Source organism: Phyllobacterium sp. T2-21 (assembly GCF_055378485.1).
On the sequence record NZ_AP027912.1, the window covers coordinates 2,089,920 to 2,114,171 of the forward strand.

Consider the following 24,252-nt stretch of genomic DNA (forward strand, 5'->3'; position numbering starts at 1 on the left):
GAGAGGGCGATGTTTGAAGAAGCATTGAATGAACTCTCCAGCTACCTCCAGGAAAAGCTGGGCGCGTCGCTGAATTCGGTGGCTCTCGCCTATGGCGATCTGAGTGTTGAAGTCGACGCGGCAAGACTGCTGGATGTTCTGACCTTCCTGCGTGACGACGTGCAGTGCCAGTTCATTTCGCTGATCGATATCAGCGGCGTGGACTATCCCTACCGCTCGCATCGCTTTGACGTGGTCTATCATCTTCTGTCGCCGCGCCAGAATCTGCGCATCCGCGTCAAGGTGGCGACAGACGAAGATACACCCGTGCCTTCCGCCACGCCGGTCTATCCCGGTGCCGACTGGTATGAGCGCGAAACCTACGATCTCTATGGCGTGCTGTTCTCCGGTCATCCGGATCTGCGCCGCATCCTGACCGACTACGGTTTTGACGGCCATCCGCTGCGCAAGGATTTCCCGCTGACAGGCTTCGTCGAAGTCCGTTATGACGACGAGGTCAAGCGCGTCGTATATGAACCTGTCGAACTGCGGCAGGAATTCCGCAATTTCGACTTCCAGTCACCCTGGGAAGGCACGGATTATGTGCTGCCGGGTGACGAGAAGGCCAAAGCGAATTGAATGCGTGCGAATACAGACGTGTAAGACGCCAGGAAGCGAAATATGACTGAACACAGCGTCCGCAACTTTAACATTAACTTCGGCCCGCAACATCCTGCGGCGCACGGCGTTTTGCGCCTTGTGCTTGAACTGGACGGTGAGGTGGTCGCGCGCGTTGACCCGCATATCGGGCTGCTGCATCGCGGCACCGAGAAGTTGATGGAAGCCAAGACCTATCTGCAGGCCGTGCCCTATCTCGACCGCCTCGACTACGTGGCGCCGATGAACCAGGAGCATGCCTATGCGCTGGCCGTCGAGCGCCTGCTCGGCATTGAGGTGCCCAAGCGCGGCCAGCTGATCCGTGTTTTGTTCTCGGAAATCGGCCGTATTCTTTCGCATCTTTTGAACGTGACCACGCAGGCCATGGACGTCGGTGCTCTGACGCCGCCGCTCTGGGGCTTCGAAGAGCGCGAAAAGCTGATGGTGTTCTACGAGCGCGCCTGCGGTGCCCGTATGCATGCGGCCTATTTCCGTCCCGGCGGTGTGCATCAGGATCTTCCCGACAGGCTCATCGAGGATATCGGCAAGTGGTGCGATCCGTTCCTGCAGACCGTCAAGAATCTCGACGACCTGATCACCCCGAACCGCATTTTCAAGCAGCGTAACGTCGATATCGGCGTCGTGAAGCTGGAAGACGCATGGGCATGGGGTTTCTCCGGCGTCATGGTGCGCGGCTCGGGTGCCGCCTGGGATCTGCGCAAGTCGCAGCCCTATGAATGCTATTCCGAGATGGAATTCGATGTTCCGATCGGCAAGAACGGCGACTGCTACGACCGTTATCTCATCCGCATGGAAGAAATGCGCCAGTCGGTGCGCATCATGCGCCAGTGCGTCGATCTCCTGCTGGGCAAGGAGCGGGTAGGGCCGGTTTCCAACATGTCCGCCAAGATCGTTCCGCCGAAGCGCGGCGAGATGAAGCGGTCGATGGAAGCGCTGATCCATCACTTCAAGCTTTATACCGAAGGGTATCACGTGCCCGCCGGTGAGGTTTACGCTGCCGTTGAAGCGCCCAAGGGCGAATTCGGCGTGTTCCTGGTGTCCGATGGTTCCAACAAGCCATACCGCGTCAAGCTGCGCGCCCCGGGCTTTGCCCATCTCCAGGCCATGGACTTCCTGTGCCGTGGTCACATGCTGGCCGACGTCTCCGCTGTCCTCGGCTCGCTCGATATCGTATTTGGTGAGGTTGATCGCTAATGTCCGTCCGTCGTCTTGCAGAAGATAGCGTCCAACCAGCAGCCTTCGCGTTCAATCGCGAAAACACTGCCTGGGCCAAGCAGACCATCAAGAAATATCCCAAGGGCCGCGAACAGTCCGCGGTCATTCCGCTGCTGATGCGCGCGCAGGAACAGGATGGCTGGGTCACCAAGGCTGCCATCGAGCATGTTGCAACCATGCTCGACATGCCGCTGATCCGCGTTCTGGAAGTGGCGACATTCTATACGCAGTTCCAGCTGAAGCCGGTCGGAACCCGTGCCCATATCCAGGTTTGCGGCACCACGCCGTGCATGCTGCGCGGCGCGGAAGACCTGAAGAAGGTCTGCCAGCACCGCATTCACCACGAGCCCTTCCACACCAACGAATCCGGCACTTTGTCGTGGGAAGAGGTCGAATGCCTCGGTGCCTGCGTCAACGCGCCGATGATCATGGTGTTCAAGGATACCTATGAGGATCTGACGCCCGAACGCCTCGAGGAAATCATCGATGCTTTCGAAGCCGGCAAGGGCGATACGATCACGCCCGGCCCGCAGATCGACCGTTATTTCTCCGCCCCTGAGGGCGGCGCAACGACGCTGATCGAAGGCGATGGCGCGGCCAAGCCGAAGCGCGCGGCAAAGGCTGCCGATGCCGCTGCAGTTCCGGCCGCCAGTGCGGCAAAGCAGGACGAGACACCGGCAAAGGCCGTATCGCTCGAGGACAAGAACCGTCCGGCCGCGATCGAAAAGCCTGCCGCCGTGGATGATCTCGAACTGATTTCCGGCGTTGGCCCGAAGATTGCAGGCATCCTGCATGAACTCGGCATCTATACATTTGCCCAGGTCGCCGGCTGGAAAAAGGCTGAGCGTGAATGGGTTGACGGTTACCTCAACTTCAAGGGCCGTATCGAACGCGACGACTGGGTCAAGCAAGCCAAGGCCTTGGCCAAGGGCGGCGAAGCCGAGTACATCAAGGTTTTCGGCAAGAAGCCGAGATAAGATCATTGGCGGAAACGATGTGCGTTTTCGCTGGAGAATGGACGAAGAGAGTAGGACGGGTGCGATATGCTCGCTGACAAAGACCGCATCTTCACCAATATTTACGGCCTTTTCGACAAGTCGTTGAAGGGTGCGATGTCACGCGGCTGCTGGGATGGCACTGCAGGGATCATCGCCAAGGGCCGTGACTGGATCATCAACGAGATGAAGGCATCGGGCCTGCGCGGCCGCGGCGGCGCCGGCTTCCCGACGGGTCTGAAGTGGTCCTTCATGCCCAAGGAAAGCGACGGACGCCCGCATTATCTCGTCATCAATGCCGACGAATCCGAGCCGGGCACCTGCAAGGACCGCGATATCATGCGCCACGATCCGCATACGCTGATCGAAGGCTGCCTGATTGCCGGTTTCGCCATGGGCGCCAACACCTGCTACATCTATGTGCGCGGCGAATATATCCGCGAGCGTGAAGCGCTGCAGGCCGCCATTGACGAATGCTATGACGCCAAGCTGCTCGGCAAGAACAACAAGAATGGCTGGGACTACGATATCTATGTCCATCACGGCGCCGGCGCCTATATCTGCGGCGAGGAAACCGCCTTGCTGGAAAGCCTGGAAGGTAAGAAGGGCCAGCCGCGCCTGAAGCCGCCATTCCCGGCCAATATGGGCCTTTATGGCTGCCCGACGACCGTCAACAATGTTGAATCGGTTGCCGTTGCCCCGACCATCCTGCGCCGCGGCGCGGCGTGGTTCTCCGGCATCGGCCGTCCGAACAATGTCGGCACCAAGCTGTTCATGATCTCCGGCCACGTCAACCGTCCATGCACGGTTGAAGAAGCCATGGGCATCACCTTCCGCGAGCTGGTCGACAAGCATGCGGGCGGCGTTCGCGGCGGCTGGGACAATCTGCTGGCGGTTATTCCCGGCGGTGCATCCTGCCCGGTCGTTCCGGCTGCCGATATCATCGATTGCCCGATGGATTTCGATGGGTTGCGCAACGTCAAGTCGTCCTTCGGCACGGCGGCTGCGATCGTCATGGACAAGTCCACCGACATCGTTCGCGCCATTGCGCGCCTGTCCTACTTCTTCAAGCACGAGAGCTGCGGCCAGTGCACGCCATGCCGCGAAGGCACAGGCTGGATGTGGCGCGTCATGGAACGCATGGCGGTCGGCAATGCGCAGAAGCGCGAGATCGACATGCTGCTCGACGTGACCAAGCAGATCGAAGGCCACACCATCTGCGCGCTCGGCGACGCGGCGGCATGGCCGGTACAAGGTCTGATCCGGCATTTCCGTCCGGAAATCGAACGTCGTATCGATGAGTTTACACGCAACGCTTCTGCGGCAAGCCCCGTGCTTGTTGCGGCGGAATAGGGTTGAGGGGATATGCCGGATACCGGAACAGACAAGCGATCGGGTACGGACTGGTCGGCAGTGATGCCGAAGCAGATCGTTCCGGCTGCTAATCTGCTGACACCGCCGATGGGCGCGATGGCGGCGGCGTCTGTTGTGGGTCTCGGCATCGCCAGCCAGATGTGGGGTCTGTGGGCCGGTGCTCTTGCCGGTATGCTTGATGCCAACACGAAGCTGAAGCCGCTGGACAGGTCGCCGGCGGCCGAGGCAAAGCAGGCGCCTGATGTTGCTGAGTTGAAGACGATCATACGCAACAAGGCGACCGAAACCGCACCAAAGGCGGTTGCTGGCAAAAAAGCCAAGCTGGCGGCGGTTTCAACGGGGCCGTCGAAACCGGCGGCAATCGCAAAGCCGGCCTTGCCGGACGACCTGAAGCGGATTTCGGGCGTTGGCCCGAAGCTGGAGCAGGTCTTGAACGGTCTTGGCATCTACACCCATGCGCAGATTGCGGCATGGTCACCCCGGGAGATTGCCTGGGTCGATGATCATCTGAAATTCGGCGGGCGTATCGTGCGGGATGAGTGGGTCAAACAATCCGCTGCCTTGGCGGGGGGGGGAAGCCCGAATAAAGCCGTGCTGGCTTGGACCGGCATGGAGCAATTGAAGGTATTTCAGCGGTTTCGCGGGAATGCCAAATGAAAATGCGGAATGTTCCGCGAGGTTGGACAGACGATGGCAAAGATCAAAGTCGACGGTAGGGAAATCGAAGTACCGGATCACTACACGCTTCTGCAGGCTGCGGAAACGGCGGGTGCCGAGGTGCCGCGATTCTGTTTCCATGAGCGTTTGTCGATCGCCGGCAATTGCCGCATGTGCTTGATTGAAGTGAAGGGCGGACCGCCCAAGCCTGCCGCGTCCTGCGCCATGGGCGTGCGCGACCTGCGTCCGGGCCCGAACGGCGAGACGCCGGAGATTTTCACCAACACGCCGATGGTCAAGAAGGCCCGCGAAGGCGTGATGGAATTCCTGCTGATCAACCATCCCCTGGATTGCCCGATCTGCGATCAGGGCGGCGAGTGTGATCTGCAGGACCAGGCCATGGTCTTCGGTATCGGTGCGTCGCGCTACAAGGAAAACAAGCGCGCCGTTGAAGACAAATATATCGGACCGCTCGTCAAGACGGTCATGACGCGCTGCATTCACTGCACGCGCTGCGTCCGCTTCACCACGGAAGTGGCCGGTATTTCCGAACTCGGCCTGATCGGCCGCGGCGAAGATGCCGAAATCACCACCTATCTCGAGCAGGCGATGACATCGGAACTGCAGGGCAACGTGATCGATCTTTGCCCGGTCGGTGCGCTGACATCGAAGCCCTACGCCTTCCAGGCCCGTCCATGGGAGTTGACCAAGACCGAATCCATCGACGTGATGGATGCCGTCGGCTCGTCGATCCGCGTCGATACCCGCGGCCGCGAAGTGATGCGCGTGCTTCCACGCGTCAACGAAGCGGTGAACGAGGAATGGATTTCCGACAAGACCCGCTTCATCTGGGATGGCCTGCGCACCCAGCGCCTCGACCGCCCCTATGTGCGTCGGGATGGCCGCCTAGTTCCGGCAAGCTGGCCGGAAGCGTTCGAGGCGATCAAGGCGGCCGTTGCCAAGACGACCGGCGACAAGATCGGCGCGATTGCCGGCGATCTCGCCAGCGTCGAGGAAATGTATGCGCTCAAGCAGCTCGTCACATCGCTCGGCTCCGCCAATATCGACGGACGTCAGGACGGAACGGTTCTGAACACGGCCAATGGCCGCGCCTCCTATATCTTCAATCCAAGCATTGACGGTATCGAAGACGCTGATGCCGTGCTCATCATCGGTTCCAATCCGCGCTTTGAAGCGTCGCTGCTCAATGCCCGCCTGCGCAAACGCTGGCGCGCTGCCGGAATTCCGATTGCGCTGATCGGCGAACAGGCCGACCTGCGCTTCAACTACGAATATCTCGGTGCCGGCGCAGATACCCTGGCGGAACTTGCCAACGGTTCGCTGAAATTCCATGCGGTGCTGAAGAAGGCCAAGAAGCCGATCATCATCATCGGGCAGGGCGCGCTCAGCCGTGCGGATGGCAATGCGGTTCTCGGTCTCGCTGCCAAGATTGCGGCGGATACCGGCGCGCTTGCCGATGACTGGAACGGTTTCGGCGTCATTCATACCGCCGCCAGCCGGGTTGGCGCCCTCGATATCGGTTTCGTGCCGGGCGAAGGCGGCAAGTCGGTTGCGCAGATGCAGGGGGCACTCGACGTGCTGTTCCTGCTCGGCGCCGACGAACTGAACTGGGCCGGCAAGGGCGGTGCCTTCACCGTCTATATCGGCACCCATGGCGATCAGGGCGCGCACAATGCCGACGTGATCCTGCCGGGCGCGACCTATACGGAAAAGTCCGGCACCTTCGTCAACACCGAAGGCCGTGTGCAGATGACCAACCGCGCCGCCTTTGCGCCGGGCAATGCCAAGGAAGACTGGGCGATCCTGCGCGCACTGTCCGATGTGCTCGGCAAGAAGCTGCCATTCGACTCGCTTGCCGCCCTGCGTGCAAAACTTTATGCAGAATACCCGCACCTGGCCGTCGTCGACGCCATCCAGGCCGGTGATGCTGCCGACATCAAGAAACTGGCCAATGCGTCGGGCACCGTCGACAAGACGGCCTTCGTATCGCCGGTCCAAGACTTCTACTTGACCAACCCGATCGCCCGCGCCTCAGCCGTCATGGCTGAATGTTCCGCGCTGGCCAAGGGCGGCTTCAAGCAGGCGGCCGAGTAGGCGGGGAAGAGACTGATATGGAAGATATTTTCGCAACCTACATCCTGCCGCTGCTGATTATCCTCGGAAAATCAGCGCTGATGCTCGTGGTGATGCTGCTGATCATCGCCTACCTGCTTTACGCGGATCGCAAGATCTGGGCGGCAGTTCAGTTGCGCCGTGGCCCGAACGTCGTTGGACCGTTCGGCCTGCTGCAGTCCTTCGCCGACCTTCTGAAGTTCGTGGTCAAGGAACCGATCATTCCGTCCGGCGCCAACAAGGGCATTTTCCTTCTGGCTCCGCTGGTGTCTTCGGTGCTGGCCATGGCGGCCTGGGCGGTCATTCCGGTCAATGAGGGCTGGGCGATTGCCAACGTCAATGTCGGCATTCTCTATGTGCTCGCCATTTCCTCGCTCGAAGTCTACGGCGTCATCATGGCCGGCTGGGCATCGAACTCGAAGTACCCGTTCCTCGGTGCGCTCCGCTCCGCCGCGCAGATGGTGTCCTACGAAGTCTCCATCGGTTTCGTCATCGTCACCGTTCTGCTCACTGTCGGTTCGCTGAACCTCACGGATATCGTCTTGTCGCAGAAGACCGGTCTCGGCACCATGGTCGGCCTGCCCAACACCTTCCTTGACTGGCATTGGCTCGGCCTGTTCCCGATGTTCGTCATTTTCTTCATCTCGGCGCTGGCCGAGACCAACCGCCCGCCTTTCGATCTGGTCGAAGCGGAATCGGAACTCGTTGCCGGTCACATGATCGAGTATTCGTCGACCGCGTTCCTGCTGTTCTTCCTCGGTGAATATGTCGCCATCACCCTGATGTGCGCATTGACCACGATCCTGTTCCTCGGCGGCTGGCTGCCACCGGTTGACGTCTGGTTCCTGAACTGGGTACCCGGCATCATCTGGTTCATGCTCAAGCTTTTCTTCGTCTTCTTCATGTTCGCCATGGTGAAGGCATTCGTTCCGCGCTACCGCTACGACCAGTTGATGCGTCTGGGCTGGAAGGTGTTCCTGCCGATCTCGCTCTTCATGGTCATCGCCACCGCGGCGTTTCTTAAAATCACCGGCCTGACACCGTAAGGAGAATCAGCATGGCACAACTCGCACAAGCTGCTAAATCGCTCCTGCTGGCGGAGTTCGTCGGCGCCTTCTTCCTGTCGATGCGCCAGTTCTTCGCGCCGAAGGCGACGCTGAACTACCCCTACGAAAAGGGACCGCTCAGCCCGCGCTTCCGCGGAGAACATGCGCTGCGCCGCTATCCCAACGGCGAAGAACGCTGCATTGCCTGCAAGCTCTGCGAAGCGATCTGCCCGGCGCAGGCCATCACCATCGAAGCCGGTCCGCGCCGCAATGACGGAACGCGCCGCACGGTGCGTTATGACATTGACATGGTGAAGTGCATCTATTGCGGCTTCTGCCAGGAAGCCTGCCCGGTGGATGCCATCGTCGAAGGTCCGAATTTCGAGTTCGCCACGGAAACCCGTGAAGAGCTTTATTATGACAAGGACCGGCTGCTCGCCAATGGCGACCGCTGGGAACGCGAGCTGGCACGGAACATCGCAATGGATGCACCGTACCGGTAACAATTGAGTGGATGGGGCGTCGTCCCGTCCGAGTGCGCGCATGTGTCTTAGGGCAGGGTGCTTCTACCCGCCCGGAACATGCGTTATGAGGCTGCGAATACGCGGAATCTCCGTGAATCGCTTTTAAAATGGCAGAACAGTCTGCCGGAATGGAAATCGGGGGAACCCATGCTGACAGGTATTGCGGCGGCGTTTTTTTATCTCTTCGCCTTCATCACCGTCGCCAGTGCGTTCATGGTGATTGCGGCGCGTAATCCCGTGCACTCCGTGCTGTTTCTGATCCTCGCCTTCTTCAACGCGGCGGGGCTCTTCCTGCTGACGGGTGCTGAATTCCTGGCGATGATCCTTCTTGTGGTCTATGTCGGCGCGGTGGCCGTCCTCTTCCTCTTCGTCGTGATGATGCTGGATGTGGATTTTGCCGAAATGAAGCGCGGGGCGCTGCAATATGCGCCCATCGGTGCGCTTGTCGGCATGATCCTTGCGGTGGAACTGATTGTCGTTCTCGGCGGTTCGGTCTTCACGCCAAGTATTGGCCGCGTGGTTGTTCAGCCGACACCCGATATCGCCACGCGCAGCAATACGGCGGCGCTCGGCGACATCCTCTACACGGATTACATCTACTACTTCCAGATTGCCGGTCTCGTGCTTCTGGTCGCCATGATCGGCGCGATTGTGCTGACGCTTCGCCACAAGGAAGGCATCAAGCGCCAGAACATCTCGCAGCAGGTCGGACGCACGCCTGAAACGGCCATCGAGGTCAAGCAGGTCGAAACGGGCAAGGGTATTTGACAGGAGCGCATGATGGTCATCGGTATTGCACATTATCTGACAGTTTCGGCACTCCTGTTCACGATGGGGATCTTCGGTATCTTCCTCAATCGTAAGAACGTGATCGTCATCCTGATGTCGGTCGAATTGATCCTGCTCGCCGTCAACCTGAATTTCGTGGCGTTCTCCGCCGCACTGGGTGACCTGGTTGGACAGGTTTTTGCATTGTTTGTCCTGACCGTAGCGGCCGCTGAGGCTGCCATCGGTCTGGCTATTCTCGTCGTGTTCTACCGCAATCGTGGATCGATTGCCGTAGAAGACGTCAACATGATGAAAGGTTGACGGGGGCATGCTGTATCTGGCGATTGTCTTCCTTCCGCTGCTCGGCTTTCTGATCGCGGGTCTGTTCGGCTCGTCCATCGGCGCGAAGGCGAGCGAGTATGTCACCACCGGTCTGATGATCGTGGTTGCGGTTCTCTCATGGATCGCATTCACGACCGTGGCGCTCGGCCATGGCGAGGCGTTCAAGGTTCCGGTCATGCACTGGGTCGAGTCCGGCTCGCTGAGCTTCGACTGGGCCCTGCGCATCGATACGCTGACCGCTGTCATGCTGATCGTCGTCAACACGGTGTCGGCGCTCGTCCATACCTATTCGATCGGCTACATGCATCACGATCCGCATCGGCCGCGCTTCTTCGCCTATCTCTCGCTCTTCACCTTCGCCATGCTGATGCTGGTGACCGGCGACAATCTGGTTCAGATGTTCTTCGGCTGGGAAGGCGTGGGCCTTGCCTCGTACCTGCTCATCGGTTTCTGGTTCAAGAAGCCTTCGGCCAATGCCGCGGCGATGAAAGCTTTCATCGTCAACCGCGTCGGCGATTTCGGCTTCCTTCTCGGTATTTTCGCGCTGTTCGTGTTGTTCGATACGGTTCAGTTCGACACGCTGTTCCAGTCCGCCGCCCAGTATCTTCCGGCAGAGGGCGCAGGGGACGGCAAGGTTGTCCTGAATTTCCTCGGCTATGCCCTGGGCAAGCAGGAAGCGATCACGGTTGCCTGCCTGCTGCTGTTCATGGGCGCGATGGGCAAGTCCGCGCAGTTCCTGCTGCACACCTGGCTGCCTGACGCCATGGAGGGCCCGACACCGGTGTCCGCGCTGATCCATGCCGCAACGATGGTGACCGCAGGCGTGTTCATGGTTGCCCGCCTGTCGCCGATCTTCGAACTGTCGCATACGGCGCTGATCGTTGTGACGCTTGTCGGCGCCACGACCGCCTTCTTTGCCGCCACGGTCGGCCTGGTGCAGAACGACATCAAGCGCGTCATCGCCTATTCCACCTGCTCGCAGCTCGGCTACATGTTCGTGGCGCTTGGTCTGGGTGCCTATGGCGCGGCGATTTTCCACCTGTTCACGCACGCCTTCTTCAAGGCCCTTTTGTTCCTTGGCGCCGGTTCCGTTATTCACGCGGTTTCCGACGAGCAGGACATGCGTCACATGGGCGGCCTGCGCAAGCTGATCCCGCAAACCTACTGGATGATGGTCATCGGCACCGTCGCGCTGACCGGCCTCGGTATCCCCGGCACGTCGATCGGCACCGCCGGCTTCTTCTCCAAGGATGCGATCATCGAGTCGGCCTATGCGTCGACCAGCCCGGCGGCGGGCTATGCCTTCATCCTCCTGGTTATCGCAGCGCTGTTCACCAGCTTCTATTCATGGCGCCTGATTTTCATGACGTTCCATGGCAAGCCGCGCGCGTCGCACGACGTCATGCATCACGTGCATGAATCGCCCTATGTCATGCTGGTGCCGCTGTTCATTCTCGCCATCGGCGCACTGTTTGCCGGCGTCATCTTCCGCGAATACTTCTTCGGCCACGAATATGCCGAGTTCTGGAAGGGTGCACTGTTCACCGGCAAGGAAAACGAGATTCTGGAGCTGCACCACCATGTGCCTGCTCTGGTTGCTGCCTCGCCGTTCCTTGCGATGCTCGCAGGCTTCATCCTGTCCTGGTACTTCTACATCCGCTCGCCGCAGACACCTGTCCGGCTGGCCGAGCAGCACCGCGGCCTGTACCAGTTCCTGCTCAACAAGTGGTATTTTGACGAACTCTACGACTTCCTGTTCGTGCGTCCGGCCAAGGCTCTTGGCAGGTTCCTGTGGAAGAAGGGCGATGGCTGGCTGATCGACGGCCATGGTCCGGATGGTATCTCGGCCCGCGTCGTGGATGTCACCAACCGCGTGGTGCGCCTGCAGACCGGTTACCTCTATCATTATGCGTTCGCGATGCTCATTGGGGTCGCCGCACTCGTCACGTGGATGATGCTCGGGAGCAACTTCTGATGACCGACTGGCCAATTCTATCGACTGTTACCTTCCTGCCATTGGTCGGTGCATTCCTGATCCTTCTGATCCGGGATGACAGTGAATCCGCGCGGCGTAATATCCGCAACGTGGCGCTGTGGACGACGGTCATCACATTCCTGCTTTCCCTGCCGATCTGGTATTATTTCGACAAGGGCCATGCCGGCTTCCAGTTCGTGGAAAAGGCAGCCTGGCTCGACTCCGGGATTTCCTATCACATGGGCGTGGACGGCATTTCGATGCTGTTCGTCATCCTGACGACATTCCTGATGCCGCTGTGCATCCTGGCCAGCTGGGAAGCCATCCAGAGCCGGGTCAAGGAATACATGATTGCCTTCCTTGTGCTGGAAACACTGATGATCGGTGTGTTCTGCGCGCTGGATATCGTGCTGTTCTACGTGTTCTTCGAAGCCGTGCTGGTGCCGATGTTCATCATCATCGGCGTGTGGGGCGGCAAGCGCCGCGTCTATGCCAGCTTCAAGTTCTTCCTCTACACGCTGCTCGGCTCCGTGCTGATGCTGCTGGCCATCATGGCCATGTACTGGCAGGCTGGCACGACCGATATCCCGACGCTGCTGGCCTATCCGTTCCCGGCCTCCATGCAGACATGGCTGTGGCTGGCCTTCTTCGCGTCCTTCGCCGTGAAGATGCCGATGTGGCCGGTGCACACCTGGCTGCCGGATGCGCACGTGGAAGCGCCGACGGCGGCGTCCGCCATCCTGGCCGGCATCCTGTTGAAGCTCGGCGGCTACGGCTTCCTACGCTTCTCCCTGCCGATGTTCCCGGTTGCATCAGCTGATTTTGCTCCCTTGATCTACACGCTTTCGGTTGTCGCCATCGTCTACACCTCGCTGGTGGCGCTGATGCAGGAAGACATCAAGAAGCTGATCGCCTACTCCTCGGTTGCGCACATGGGCTATGTGACCATGGGTATCTTCGCCGCCAACGAGCAGGGCATCCAGGGCGCGTTGTTCCAGATGCTGTCGCACGGTCTGGTTTCTGCCGCACTGTTCCTCTGCGTCGGTGTTGTCTATGACCGTACCCACACCCGCGACATCTCCGCCTATGGCGGCCTCGTCAACAACATGCCGAAATATGCGGTGGTGTTCCTGGTCCTGACCATGGCCAATGTCGGCCTGCCGGGCACCTCGGGCTTCATTGGTGAATTCCTCACGCTGCTTGGCGTCTTCCGCGTCAACACCTGGGTTGCGCTGTTTGCAACATCAGGCGTGATTTTCTCGGCGGCCTATGCGCTGTGGCTCTATCGCCGCGTCGTGTTCGGCTCGCTCGACAAGGAAAGCCTGAAGTCGCTTCTGGATATGTCGCCGCGCGAAAAGCTGGTGGTCTATCCGCTGGTGATCCTCACCATCTTCTACGGTGTTTATCCGATGCCTGTCTTCGATGCGACGGCAAGCTCGGTGCACGCCCTTATCAATCAATACAATAACGCGCTGTCCGCAGCCGCCACACTGGCGCTGAAATAGCAGGAAGAGGCCAAGGCCGATGCAGACCGACATGATTGCCAACCTGACGCTTATGGCTCCCGAACTGCTCATCGCAGTGGGCGCTTTGGCTCTACTGATGATCGGGGCCTTCTCCGGTGAACGGGCGAATTCCCTGGTCAACGGACTGGCGGTTGCCGTGCTGCTTGCAGCATTGGCAATCCTCGTTCTCTTCCCGCACGATGGTCACGTCTTCGGCCGTGCCTTCGTTTCGGATCCGTTCGCGCGCTTCATGAAAGTGCTGACGCTGGTCGGCTCGATCGTTGCGCTCGTCATGTCGGTTGGCTTCGCCAAGGCGGAGAAGTTCGACAAGTTCGAGTTCCCGATCCTCATCCTGCTGTCGACCCTCGGCATGCTCTTGATGATTTCGGCCAATGACACCCTGTCGCTCTATCTCGGCCTCGAACTGCAGTCCCTGGCGCTCTACGTCATCGCTGCAATCAACCGCGACAGTGCCCGCTCGACCGAAGCCGGCCTGAAGTATTTCGTTCTCGGCGCATTGTCGTCGGGCATGCTGCTTTACGGCATTTCGCTCGTCTACGGCTTTACCGGCCATACCGGCTTTGCGGGCATCGCCCAGGCGCTGGCAGGCGGCGAGCGTCAGCTTGGCGTCGTGTTCGGCTTGGTGTTCATCTTTGCCGGTCTTGCTTTCAAGATTTCCGCCGTGCCGTTCCACATGTGGACGCCGGATGTCTACGAAGGTGCACCGACGCCGGTGACCGCCTTCTTCGCCAGTGCGCCGAAGATGGCCGCCATGGCGCTTCTGACACGCGTTGCCGTCGAGACGTTCCAGCCGATCACCCATGACTGGCAGCAGATCATCGTCTTCATCGCCATTGCGTCGATGGTTCTGGGTGCATTCGCAGCCATCGGCCAGCGCAACATCAAGCGCCTGATGGCCTATTCGTCGATCAGCCACATGGGCTATGCGCTTGTCGGCCTTGCCGCCGGTACGCAGGTCGGTGTGCGCGGCGTGGCGATCTACATGCTGATCTACCTGATCACGACGCTCGGCGTGTTTGCCTTCATCCTGGCCATGCGCCGCAAGCACGGCAATGTCGAGCTGATCGAAGATCTGGCCGGCCTGTCCCGCACCAATCCGATCATGGCGACGATCTTCACCATCCTCATGTTCTCGCTGGCCGGTATTCCGCCGCTCGCCGGGTTCTGGGGCAAGTGGTACACCTTCCTTGCCGCGATGCAGGCCAATCTCTATGCGCTGGCCATCATCGGTATCGTGGCTTCGGTCGTGGGTGCGTTCTATTATCTGCGCATCATCAAGATCATGTGGTTCGATGAACCGGCTGGCGGGTTCGTGCCGGTTGCCGGCGAACTGCGCCTGGTCCTTGGTGTCTCGGGCCTGCTGACGCTGCTTTATGTACTGATCGGCGGACCGGTCAGCACCTATGCGGAAGCTGCCGCGAAAACGTTCTTCTGAGGCCGGGAACCCTGATCAATGGGATTCTCGCTCTCGCCGCTGGCGCAGCAAAACGGCTTCCGGATGGAGGCCTTCGATACGGTCGGCTCGACCAATGCGGTCGCGCTGGAGCGCGCGCAGGCTGGCGATCCCGGACGGCTGTGGATTGTTTCGAAGAAACAGGAAAGCGGGCGCGGGCGCCGCGGCCGCGCCTGGGCCACGTCCCACGGCAATCTGGCGGCCTCGCTGCTGCTCACCGGCAATTTCGAGTTGAAGACGGCGGCAACCCTCGGCTTTGTCGCCGGGCTTTCCCTGGCGGACGCGCTTGACGCCGTCTGCCCGCAAGGCGCGGTTTCGGTCGGCGTCGATGGCATCGGTGCCAGCAGGTCGGATTTGCGTGTCGAGCTGAAGTGGCCGAACGATCTCCTGGCCAACAAGGCCAAGCTTGCCGGCATTCTCCTGGAATCGACGCATCTGCCGGACGGGCGGTTTGCCGTCGTCGTCGGCATCGGTGTCAATGTGGTTGCTTACCCCGAGGACGTGCCTTATCCAGCGACATCGCTGAAACAGCTTGGCGCGGCCTGCGATGCGGAAACGCTGTTTCTGGCGCTGTCCGATGCCTGGCAGGAAAACAGCCGCATCTGGAACGAGGGGCGCGGGCTTGCCGACATTCGCAAGCGCTGGCTCAAGCGCGCGGCAGGAATTGGCAGTGAAGTTGCCGTGCGGGTCGACGGCTCGGTGCTGCGTGGTATATTCGAAACAATTGACGAAGACTGCCGTTTCGTCATACGCGATAATGATGGGGAACGGGTGAAGATTGCTGCCGGCGATGTTCATTTCGGAGCAGTTGCATCGGCAAGTGCCGGATAGCCGGTTGTAAGGAGTATAAATGGCAAATTCCGATCAGGCAGAGCTCGTGTTCCTGCCTTTGGGCGGCGTTGGTGAAATCGGGATGAATCTGGCCATGTATGGCTATGGCCCCGCACACAAGCGCGAATGGGTGGTCGTCGACATGGGCGTCACCTTCGCCGGACCGGATCTTCCAGGCGCTGATCTCGTTCTTCCCGATATCCGTTTTCTGCAGGCCGAGCGGCACAATCTCAAGGGGATTGTGATCACCCATGCCCACGAGGACCATTACGGCGCCTTGCTCGACCTTTGGCCGCTGTTGAATGTGCCTGTCTATGCGACGCCGTTCACCGCCGGGTTGCTGGAAGCCAAGCGCCAGTCGGAGCCGGGTGCGCCGGATATTCCCGTCACCATTTACCGCGCCGGCGAAAAGTTCAATGTCGGCCCCTTCGAGTTCGAAGCGCTTGCCGTGACCCACTCGATCCCGGAACCGGTCTCGCTGGCGATCAGGACACCGCTTGGCATCGTCGTTCACACCGGCGACTGGAAGATGGACCCGGAGCCGTCGCTTGGACCGCTGATCGACGAAGCAGGATTCCGTGCCCTCGGCGACGAAGGCGTGCTGGCAATGATGTGCGACTCCACCAATGCCTTGCGTGACGGGGAATCGCCCTCCGAGCGGGAGGTCGGCGACAGTCTGCGCGACATCATCGAAAACGCCCGCGGCCGCGTTGCTATCACCACCTTTTCGTCCAATGTCGGACGTATCCGCTCCATCGCCATCGCCGCCCGCGATGCCGGACGCCAGGTGCTGGTGCTCGGCCGCTCGATGAAGCGGATGATCGATGTGGCCAGTGAACTGGGTTATCTCGACGGCATTCCGGAATTTCTCTCCGAAGAGGATTATGGTTTCATCCCGCGCGAGAATATCGTCATCATTCTCACCGGCAGCCAGGGCGAATCCCGCGCGGCGCTGGCCAAGCTTGCCCGCGATGAAATGCGCAATGTGGCGCTGTCAGCCGGCGATACTGTGATCTATTCCTCGCGCACCATTCCCGGCAATGAAAAGCCGATCATCGAGACAAAAAACCTTTTGATCGAGCAGGGCATCCATATCATCTCCGACGATGATCAACTGGTGCACGTCTCGGGCCACCCGCGCCGCAATGAGCTGAAGCGCATGTATGAATGGGTGCGTCCGCGCATTCTCGTGCCTGTGCATGGCGAAGCCGCGCATCTCGTGGCGCAGGGCTCGCTTGCGGCCATGGCCGGCATTCCCGAGGTGCCGCAGGTGCGCAATGGCGACATTCTGCGTCTGGCGCCGGGCAGGGCGGAGATCATCGATCAGGCGCCGTTTGGCCGCGTGATGAAGGACGGCAAGCTCATCGGCGATGAGGAAGAGGTCGGCATTGTCGACCGGCGCAAGCTGTCCTATGTCGGCCATGTCGCGGTATCGATGCTGCTCGATGCGAAGTACAACATCATCGAGGACCCGGAAATCGTGCCGGTCGGCCTGCCGGAGAACGATCGGGAAGGCGAGCTGCTTGAAGATCTGCTGTACGATGCGGCCGTTGGTGCGGTGCAGAGTATCCCGCGTGAAAAGCGCAAGGATTTGGCGATGGTCCGCGAGGCGGTGCGCCGCGCCGTCCGTGCCGCTGCCAACGAGGCCTGGGGCAAGAAGCCGATCGTCACCGTGTTCGTAACCCGCACGTGAGGTCAAGGATGCTTGGTCGTCTGAATCATGTCGCCATCGCCGTACCGGATCTTGCGGCAGCGTCTGCGGTCTATCGCGATACGCTCGGTGCGACACTCACCGAGCCGCAGGTTCTGCCGGAGCATGGCGTGACTGTCGTTTTCATCGATGTCGGCAACACCAAGATCGAGCTTCTCGAACCCTTGAATGCGGATTCGCCCATCGCGGCGTTCCTGGCAAAGAACCCGTCCGGCGGCATGCATCACGTCTGCTACGAAGTGGCCGATATTCTGGCGGCACGAAATCAGCTAAAACAGCAGGGCGCCCGTATCCTGGGCGATGGCGAACCGAAAATCGGCGCCCATGGCAAACCGGTGCTGTTCCTTCACCCGAAGGATTTCAACGGGACGCTGATCGAACTGGAGCAAGTCTGACATGCCCATCGCAACTGGAATGGCGATCTATTTCATCTTCTGGTGGCTGACGCTGTTCACCGTGCTGCCGTTTGGCCTGCGCACCCAGGCCGATGAGGATGATGTCACGCTGGGCACGACCGCCAGTGCGCCGCACAAGCACCGGATGGGACGGGTGTTCCTGATCACCACAGCGATTTCAGCCGTGGTTTTTATCCTCTTCTACATCGTCAACCAGAAGCTTGGTTTCGGCGTCGAGAGCATTCCGGTTTTCTTCCCGCAACTGCATTAGGACTGCGGTCTGATCCGGCATCCGCACCGTGGTGCATTGTGCGTGGTTCGACAAGCTCACCATGAGGGAGAGTGAGGATTGCAGGGAGCATAATTCTGTAATCTCCGTGCTTGGCATTGCAGCCAAACCACTTCCCTCATGGTGAGCTTGTCGAACCACGCATGACAAGCGTGCAATCGTCAAAAACCGCTTGTCCGCCGATAGTGCGACGATCTCTTGCCAAGGCAGCCCTGACAGATGCCGAAAATACTGCCCATGCATGCCGCCAGCCGCACCAGCGCTTCGCCGCGCGTGAACGGCGCCGCGGCGGCATAGCTGCACAGTTTGAACACCCGTATCGCCAGCGAGCCGGGGATGCGCAGCAAGGTCAGCGCACGTTGCTGGTCGAGCTTCCGGCAGGTTTCAACCGAACTGCTGTCCCGGTCACGGCGGAAATGGTAGCCGAGGGTCAGCCGGTCCATCGGCACGGTTTCGTAGGCAATGGCATGCGGCGTCCAGCCGGTCCTGGCGCCGAGTTTTTTGGCTTCCCTGTACAGGCGCCAGTCTTCCCCGCCGGCCAGATCAAGCGTATCGTCGAAACGCAGGCCCGTCCGGTCAAAGAAACTCAGCCTGCCCATCCAGCTGCCGGTTGCCAGCAGAATCCTGTGCGCTTCGTTGCGCTGGTACCGCCGCCGGGCCTTGCGTTCGCTGTCCATGCCCCTGCGGTTGAGACCGGCCCAGACCAGTTGCGCGGAAAACGGCGCGTCGGCGGAAATCGGCGCGGCGCGCACGGGGGAGCCGACGATATCGAGCCTCGAGGCATCCAGTTCCGCCAGCAGTTCAATCAGCCAGTCGGGTTCGACCCGTTCATCATCATCGGCAAATGTCATGAGATCGTGATTGCCGGCCAGGGCGCATGCCAGCGCATGGTTGCGGGCACGGGCAATGCCGAGACGCGGTTCCACCTCGTACTGAACCGTCCATTGCGGCACGAGCGCCCGGAAATGCGCGATGACATCGTGCAGCGTTGCCTTCTCATTGTTCTCGACGATGAGGAAATGCAGATGGGCACCATGGGGTACGCCCATGGCGGCATAGGACTGCAACAGGTTCTGCAGCATGAACGGACGATTACGTGTAATCGTGCTTATGCATATGCTGCGCTTGCCGGGCTCAGCCGCGCCGCGTGTGTGAATTCCCATGGTTCGTCCCCGAACATTGTAACGTCGCTGATGTGCCAATCCCCGCGCCTGGCACACTGATCCTGCGACGCCAAATTAACAGGCGAAGATGAGCTGAACATTGCGACATTGGTCTAAGATCGCGCTGCGGGGATGAGACGACATCGCGCGAATCGACACCGGCATCATCGTGCCGTTGCGGACCTTCCGGATAGAGGGGTTGAAGGGAAATATCCCATCAGGTGTGCAGGCTGGTCGGGGTGGAGCGCATCTGCCTGCCACCCAAGTAGTTGCAAAATAGAACTGAAGCAACGCGATCGAGGCGCTGCAGTCTGTGCAACCACCTTTAAGTTTATTTGATAAGTGCTTGTATTGCCGCAACAAGACAAAAAAAATGCAAGGCTTTCGCCTTGCATTGTTAGATCGCGTCTGACCCTATTCCATTTGCATGGTGGCTGCGTATTACCGCGCCAAAGGTCACATCCTCCCAAGACTTTGACCGCGCTGGAAAGCAGAATTATTCTTACTTTCTCATTATGATTAAAAAAATAGCGGACTGCCTTCGAAATGTCACGAAAAATATTCGGTACAGTCATTTTTTGCTTACAAATCTGGCAGCGTAACAAAACTGTCACAAATCTGAGATGTCTCATTTGGCGTTGGCGGGTTCCCAACCCGCTGTTAAGCCGCTAAGAAACATTGCTGCGTCGCGGATTAATCCGGGTTTTGGGCGGGACGCGGCAACACATTTGGCGGCGTATGAGTCTTTCCGGAAATCGGCAACGATTTTTGGGTAATACGCTAACTTTGCACTTGGTTTTGCCTGATTCTTCAAGCATTCAGGCTGTGTTTCAATTTGGTGATCTCAATGCGGCTTTCCCGTTATTTCCTGCCTATCCTGAAAGAAAATCCCAAAGAGGCGGAAATCGTCTCGCACCGGCTGATGCTGCGTGCCGGCCTGATCCGTCAGGAGTCGGCTGGCATCTATGCCTGGCTGCCGGCAGGCCTGCGCATCCTCAACAAGGTGTCCAACATCATCCGCGAGGAACAGAATCGGTCCGGCGCCATCGAGCTGCTGATGCCGACGATCCAGTCCGCCGATCTGTGGCGCGAAAGCGGCCGTTATGACGCCTATGGCGACGAGATGCTGCGCATCAAGGATCGCGGTGACCGCGAGATGCTGTTTGGCCCGACCAACGAGGAAATGATCACCGAGATTTTCCGGGCTTATGTGAAGTCGTACAAGGACTTGCCGCTCAATCTTTATCACATCCAGTGGAAGTTCCGCGACGAGCGCCGCCCGCGTTTCGGCGTCATGCGCTCGCGTGAATTCCTGATGAAGGATGCCTACAGCTTCGATATCGATTTCGAAGGCGCCAAGGCCGCCTACAACCGCATGTTCGTGGCTTATCTCCGCACCTTCTCGCGCCTCGGCATCAAGGTCATCCCCATGCGTGCCGATACCGGCCCCATCGGCGGCGACCTCAGCCACGAATTCATCATTCTGGCCGAAACCGGCGAGAGCCAGGTCTATTGCGACCGCGCCTATCTCGACCTGCCGGTTCCCGGTGCCGATACCAATTTCGATGACAATGCGCAGGTCGCCGATATCGTGACGAAATGGACGACGCCCTATGCGGCGACGGATGAAATGCACGACGAAGCCGCCTGGGACAAGGTCGGTGCGTCCGAACAGCTTGCCGCACGCGGCATCGAGGTCGGCCACATCTTCCATTTCGGCACCAAATATTCCGAACCGATGGGCGCCAAGGTCACCGGTCCCGATGGCAAGGAACACATGGTTTCCATGGGCTCCTACGGCATCGGACCCTCGCGTGTCATCGCCGCGATCATCGAGGCATCCCATGACGAGAACGGCATCATCTGGCCGAAGGCCGTTGCGCCGTTCGGCGCGGGCATCGTCAACATGAAGCCGGGTGACGAGGCGTGCGACGCGGTATCCGCCAAGGTCTACGAGGCCTTGACCAATGCCGGTCTTGAGCCGCTGCTGGACGATACGGATGATCGTCCCGGTGCGAAATTCGCCAAGATGGACCTGATCGGCCTGCCGACGCAGGTGATCATCGGGCCGCGCGGTGTTGCCGCGGGCGAAGTCGAGATCAAGGATCGCGCGACGGGTGAACGGGAGACCCTGAGCATTGAAGCTGCAATCAACAAGCTTGCAGGCCCCGCTGACTTTCAGGCTGGAACTCTATGACAGAATCGGCCGTCACTGCTGTACAACAAGGTCCCAAGCCGTTCTCTGCCTATGAACGGATGATCGCTTGGCGCTATCTGCGCGCCCGGCGCAAGGAAACGTTTATTTCGGTGATCGCCGGTTTCTCCTTTACCGGCATCATGCTCGGCGTGGCGACGCTCATTATCGTCATGGCCGTCATGAACGGTTTTCGCAGCGAATTGCTGACGCGCATTCTCGGCATCAACGGCCATGTCATCATGCAGCCCATGGACCGGCCGCTGGACGACTACGACAATGTGATCAAGCGGATCGATGCGGTTCCCGGTGTTTCCTTCGCCATTCCCGTCGTGGAAGGCCAGGTGCTCGGCCAGGGCAATGTCGGGCAGGGCACCGGCACGCTCGTACGGGGCCTGCGCGAAGAGGATATCAACAAGCTCCAGCTCGTCGCCAAGAACGTCAAGCAGGGCACCTTCGCCAATTTCGACAAGGCGGGCGGCGTGGCCATCGGCACGCGCATGGCGGAAAATCTGGGGCTCGGCATCGGCGACAAGCTGACATTGATGTCGCTGGACGGCGATGTGACGCCGCTCGGGGTTTCGCCGCGGGTAAAATCCTATCCGGTCGTCGCCATTTTCCAGATCGGCATGTCCGAATACGACGCCTCGATCGCGCTCATGCCGCTGGATGAAGCGCAGCTCTATTTCAACCAGGAGGGCAAGGTCCAGTCCATCGAGATCTTTGCCAACAATCCCGACAATGTCGACGCGCTGAAAAAGCCCATCGAGGATGCGGCGCAGCGTCCGCTGATGCTCACCGACTGGCGCCAGCGCAACGTCACCTTCTTCTCCGCCCTGCAGGTGGAGCGCAACGTCATGTTCATGATCCTGACGCTGATCGTTCTCGTGGCGGCCCTGAACATCATTTCCGGCCTGATCATGCTGGTGAAGGACAAGGGACGCGATATCGCCATCCTGCGAACGATGGGCGCGACGCGCAACTCGGTCATGCGCATCTTCCTGATGACGGGCGCGGCGATCGGCGTGACCGGTACGATTGCCGGCGTGGCCCTGGGTGTCCTCGTCTGCCTCAACGTCGAGCGCATCCGGCAATTCTTCTCCTGGTTGTCAGGCACGACCCTGTTCAATCCGGAGCTTTATTTCCTGAGCACCTTGCCCGCCAAGATGGATTTCAATGAAACCTTCACGGTCATCCTGATGGCGCTTGTCCTGTCGTTTCTGGCAACGCTTTTCCCCGCATGGCGCGCGGCCAAGCTCGATCCCGTTGAAGCCTTGAGGTACGAATAATGTCAGCCGGGCCCATTCTTCAGCTGACCAGCGTCGGCCGCCGGTACAATGAGATCGACCGGGAGCTGGTTATTCTGGACGATGCCAATTTCTCCCTCGGCAGGGGCGAGATGGTCGCGCTTGTCGCGCCGTCGGGCGCCGGCAAGTCGACGCTTCTGCACACGGCGGGTCTCCTGGAGCGGCCTGACAATGGCGATGTGATTCTGGACGGCCGCGCCTGCGGTTCGCTGTCCGATGAAGAGCGCACCGCCATCCGCCGCAACGACATCGGTTTCGTCTACCAGTTCCACCATCTCCTGCCGGAATTTTCTGCGCTGGAGAACGTGATGATGCCGCAGATGATCCGCGGCATGAAACCGCGTGTCGCCTCCGAACGCGCGCAGCAGCTGCTTGATTACATGAAGGTGGGCGCGCGCGCCTCGCACCGGCCGTCGGAACTGTCCGGGGGCGAGCAGCAGCGCGTCGCCATCGCCCGCGCGGTGGCCAATGCGCCGCTTGTGTTGCTTGCTGACGAACCCACCGGCAATCTCGATCCGGTGACGTCCTCCTATGTGTTCGAGGCGCTGGAAGCCCTGGTGCGCCAGTCCGGCCTGTCGGCGATGATCGCCACGCACAATCACGAACTGGCCCGCCGCATGGATCGCCGCGTCACGCTCAAGGACGGCAAGATCACCACGGTCTCCTGATCCGTTCACACCATGGAAAGCAAACGGGCGCGGAAAAATCCGCGCCCGTTTGCGTTTGGCGGCACCCGTTCGCCGGTCCGCGTTTTACCCTCTGTTAAGAAATCGACAACCATAGCGCCAATGGCAGCTTTGGTGCGCTTGACTTTGGAACAAAAATAGAACAAAACATATACATAGAGCAAACGAAGAAGGGTTTTACCGATGAGCGAACTTTTCCAGGACGTCATGTCATTCGTTACAGTCAGTCTGTTTATTGCAACATTCGCCATGTGGGTCAGCGTTATCTGAAAGAACCGGCGGGGCCGGGATGACTAGGTTTTCCCTGGTTCCTGGCCCGCGGGCGTCGCCCATCATCATATCTGGTTCCACATGCGGACAACCGGTTCCGACAGGTCGTGCTCATAACCGAGCACGCTGATGCTGGTGGTATCCAGAACGAAAAGCGCGCCGCCTTCGGGCGGCAAGCCAAGCCAGCGGGCCGTCAGCACCCGCAGGAAATGCGAACTCGAGAAGATGAGAATCCTGTCATTCGCCGCGCGGATGGCGTGGATGATCCGGTCGGCACGCGCACCGACGTCGGCTGCGGATTCGCCGCCGGGGCAGCCGTCGCGGAAAAGCTGCCAGCCGGGGCGCTCCGCCAGGATCGCCTTGGTGGTGATGCCCTCATAGGTGCCATAGTCCCATTCCGCCAGATCGTCCTTGATCACGCGGGCGTCGCCAAATCCGGCGAGGGCGCAGGTTTTCGATGCGCGCTGGGAGGGGCTCGACCATATGGCGGAAAAGGCAAGGCCCTGCAGGCGGCCTGCCAGGGTGCGGGCTGCCGCTTCGCCAGCTGCCGTCAGCGGCATGTCGGTTCGCCCGGTGTGCTGGCCGGACAGGCTCCATTCCGTCTGACCGTGCCGCACCAGATAGATTTCGGGATATGCATTGCTCATTCACGGGCCTTTCGCTGGCACATCACAGGTTGTTCACAGTCGCACGATCCGGCGGTCAAAGTATAGGTGGACACCCCCTGACCATTGTTCGAGA

23 protein-coding genes are annotated in these 24,252 nt (G+C 59.9%); 20 read left to right on the forward strand and 3 right to left on the reverse strand.

All coding sequences use genetic code 11. From position 1 onward, the window contains the following. The first annotated feature begins 9 nt into the window (after positions 1-9). The 17 genes from ACZ5FP_RS10515 to ACZ5FP_RS10595 all read left to right on the forward strand — a co-directional run bounded on the left by ACZ5FP_RS10515 (position 10) and on the right by ACZ5FP_RS10595 (position 17,873). Complete coding sequence (locus ACZ5FP_RS10515; protein WP_464660008.1) at positions 10-618, forward strand: NADH-quinone oxidoreductase subunit C; 609 nt, start codon at positions 10-12, stop codon at positions 616-618. Between the two features lie 42 nt (positions 619-660). Continuing rightward, positions 661-1,851 (forward strand): NADH-quinone oxidoreductase subunit D, encoded by a 1,191-nt coding sequence (locus ACZ5FP_RS10520; RefSeq protein ID WP_346306524.1) that lies wholly within the window; start codon positions 661-663, stop codon positions 1,849-1,851. Further along, entirely contained in the window at positions 1,851-2,849 is a 999-nt protein-coding gene (nuoE, locus tag ACZ5FP_RS10525) for an NADH-quinone oxidoreductase subunit NuoE (protein WP_464660009.1), read from the forward strand. Before ACZ5FP_RS10520 ends, nuoE begins: the two co-directional genes overlap by 1 nt. Positions 2,850-2,915: 66 nt before the next feature. After that, on the forward strand, positions 2,916-4,220 hold the full coding sequence (nuoF, locus tag ACZ5FP_RS10530) for an NADH-quinone oxidoreductase subunit NuoF (RefSeq protein ID WP_105735490.1): 1,305 nt from the start codon (positions 2,916-2,918) through the stop codon (positions 4,218-4,220). A gap of 12 nt (positions 4,221-4,232) precedes the next feature. Further along, the gene (locus ACZ5FP_RS10535; RefSeq protein ID WP_464660011.1) at positions 4,233-4,898 is read left to right on the forward strand and encodes a helix-hairpin-helix domain-containing protein; all 666 of its coding nucleotides are present in this window, start codon (positions 4,233-4,235) and stop codon (positions 4,896-4,898) included. Positions 4,899-4,931: 33 nt separating this feature from the next. After that, on the forward strand, positions 4,932-7,013 hold the full coding sequence (nuoG, locus tag ACZ5FP_RS10540; protein ID WP_464660013.1) for an NADH-quinone oxidoreductase subunit NuoG: 2,082 nt from the start codon (positions 4,932-4,934) through the stop codon (positions 7,011-7,013). 17 nt (positions 7,014-7,030) lie between these two features. Next, positions 7,031-8,077: an NADH-quinone oxidoreductase subunit NuoH gene (gene nuoH / locus ACZ5FP_RS10545; protein WP_464660015.1), complete on the forward strand. Its 1,047-nt coding sequence runs from the start codon at positions 7,031-7,033 to the stop codon at positions 8,075-8,077. Between the two features lie 11 nt (positions 8,078-8,088). Next, positions 8,089-8,580 (forward strand): NADH-quinone oxidoreductase subunit NuoI, encoded by a 492-nt coding sequence (gene nuoI / locus ACZ5FP_RS10550; RefSeq protein ID WP_091883764.1) that lies wholly within the window; start codon positions 8,089-8,091, stop codon positions 8,578-8,580. Between the two features lie 168 nt (positions 8,581-8,748). Then, a complete protein-coding gene (locus ACZ5FP_RS10555; protein ID WP_426137162.1) occupies positions 8,749-9,369 on the forward strand; it encodes an NADH-quinone oxidoreductase subunit J in 621 nt (206 codons plus the stop codon). 12 nt (positions 9,370-9,381) lie between these two features. Beyond that, a complete protein-coding gene (gene nuoK, locus ACZ5FP_RS10560; protein ID WP_091883761.1) occupies positions 9,382-9,690 on the forward strand; it encodes an NADH-quinone oxidoreductase subunit NuoK in 309 nt (102 codons plus the stop codon). Between the two features lie 7 nt (positions 9,691-9,697). Next, positions 9,698-11,686: an NADH-quinone oxidoreductase subunit L gene (gene nuoL / locus ACZ5FP_RS10565; RefSeq protein WP_223615186.1), complete on the forward strand. Its 1,989-nt coding sequence runs from the start codon at positions 9,698-9,700 to the stop codon at positions 11,684-11,686. After that, a complete protein-coding gene (locus ACZ5FP_RS10570; RefSeq protein WP_464660017.1) occupies positions 11,686-13,191 on the forward strand; it encodes an NADH-quinone oxidoreductase subunit M in 1,506 nt (501 codons plus the stop codon). The genes nuoL and ACZ5FP_RS10570 overlap by 1 nt, the downstream gene beginning before the upstream one ends. Before the next feature lie 19 nt (positions 13,192-13,210). Next, positions 13,211-14,647, forward strand: coding sequence for an NADH-quinone oxidoreductase subunit NuoN (nuoN, locus tag ACZ5FP_RS10575; RefSeq protein ID WP_463011330.1), 1,437 nt, complete (start codon positions 13,211-13,213; stop codon positions 14,645-14,647). A gap of 18 nt (positions 14,648-14,665) precedes the next feature. Beyond that, positions 14,666-15,496 (forward strand): biotin--[acetyl-CoA-carboxylase] ligase, encoded by an 831-nt coding sequence (locus tag ACZ5FP_RS10580; RefSeq protein WP_346306064.1) that lies wholly within the window; start codon positions 14,666-14,668, stop codon positions 15,494-15,496. A 19-nt stretch (positions 15,497-15,515) separates the two neighbouring features. After that, entirely contained in the window at positions 15,516-17,189 is a 1,674-nt protein-coding gene (locus ACZ5FP_RS10585) for a ribonuclease J (RefSeq protein WP_223615182.1), read from the forward strand. A gap of 8 nt (positions 17,190-17,197) precedes the next feature. After that, entirely contained in the window at positions 17,198-17,602 is a 405-nt protein-coding gene (mce, locus tag ACZ5FP_RS10590; protein ID WP_223615181.1) for a methylmalonyl-CoA epimerase, read from the forward strand. A gap of 1 nt (position 17,603) precedes the next feature. Next, entirely contained in the window at positions 17,604-17,873 is a 270-nt protein-coding gene (locus ACZ5FP_RS10595) for a DUF1467 family protein (protein ID WP_223615180.1), read from the forward strand. Between the two features lie 179 nt (positions 17,874-18,052). On the opposite strand, the gene ACZ5FP_RS10600 is transcribed toward ACZ5FP_RS10595, so the two are convergent. Next, complete coding sequence (locus tag ACZ5FP_RS10600; protein ID WP_464660019.1) at positions 18,053-19,054, reverse strand: glycosyltransferase family 2 protein; 1,002 nt, start codon at positions 19,052-19,054, stop codon at positions 18,053-18,055. 847 nt (positions 19,055-19,901) lie between these two features. Here ACZ5FP_RS10600 and proS point away from each other — a divergent pair. Genes proS through ACZ5FP_RS10615 form a run of 3 tightly spaced genes read left to right on the forward strand, consistent with a single transcriptional unit; the run spans position 19,902 to position 23,223 of the window. Then, positions 19,902-21,251 carry a proline--tRNA ligase gene (proS, locus tag ACZ5FP_RS10605; RefSeq protein ID WP_223615178.1) on the forward strand — a complete coding sequence of 450 codons (1,350 nt, stop codon included), beginning with the start codon at positions 19,902-19,904 and terminating at the stop codon, positions 21,249-21,251. After that, positions 21,248-22,537, forward strand: coding sequence for a lipoprotein-releasing ABC transporter permease subunit (locus ACZ5FP_RS10610; RefSeq protein WP_223615177.1), 1,290 nt, complete (start codon positions 21,248-21,250; stop codon positions 22,535-22,537). The genes proS and ACZ5FP_RS10610 overlap by 4 nt, the downstream gene beginning before the upstream one ends. Next, the gene (locus tag ACZ5FP_RS10615; protein ID WP_105735461.1) at positions 22,537-23,223 is read left to right on the forward strand and encodes an ABC transporter ATP-binding protein; all 687 of its coding nucleotides are present in this window, start codon (positions 22,537-22,539) and stop codon (positions 23,221-23,223) included. Before ACZ5FP_RS10610 ends, ACZ5FP_RS10615 begins: the two co-directional genes overlap by 1 nt. Before the next feature lie 5 nt (positions 23,224-23,228). Here ACZ5FP_RS10615 and ACZ5FP_RS10620 read toward each other — a convergent pair whose 3' ends face one another. Together ACZ5FP_RS10620 and ACZ5FP_RS10625 are read right to left on the reverse strand one after the other, a co-directional pair. Next, complete coding sequence (locus ACZ5FP_RS10620) at positions 23,229-23,492, reverse strand: hypothetical protein (RefSeq protein ID WP_464660022.1); 264 nt, start codon at positions 23,490-23,492, stop codon at positions 23,229-23,231. 84 nt (positions 23,493-23,576) lie between these two features. Next, complete coding sequence (locus tag ACZ5FP_RS10625; protein WP_464660024.1) at positions 23,577-24,158, reverse strand: histidine phosphatase family protein; 582 nt, start codon at positions 24,156-24,158, stop codon at positions 23,577-23,579. Positions 24,159-24,252: the final 94 nt, after the last annotated feature.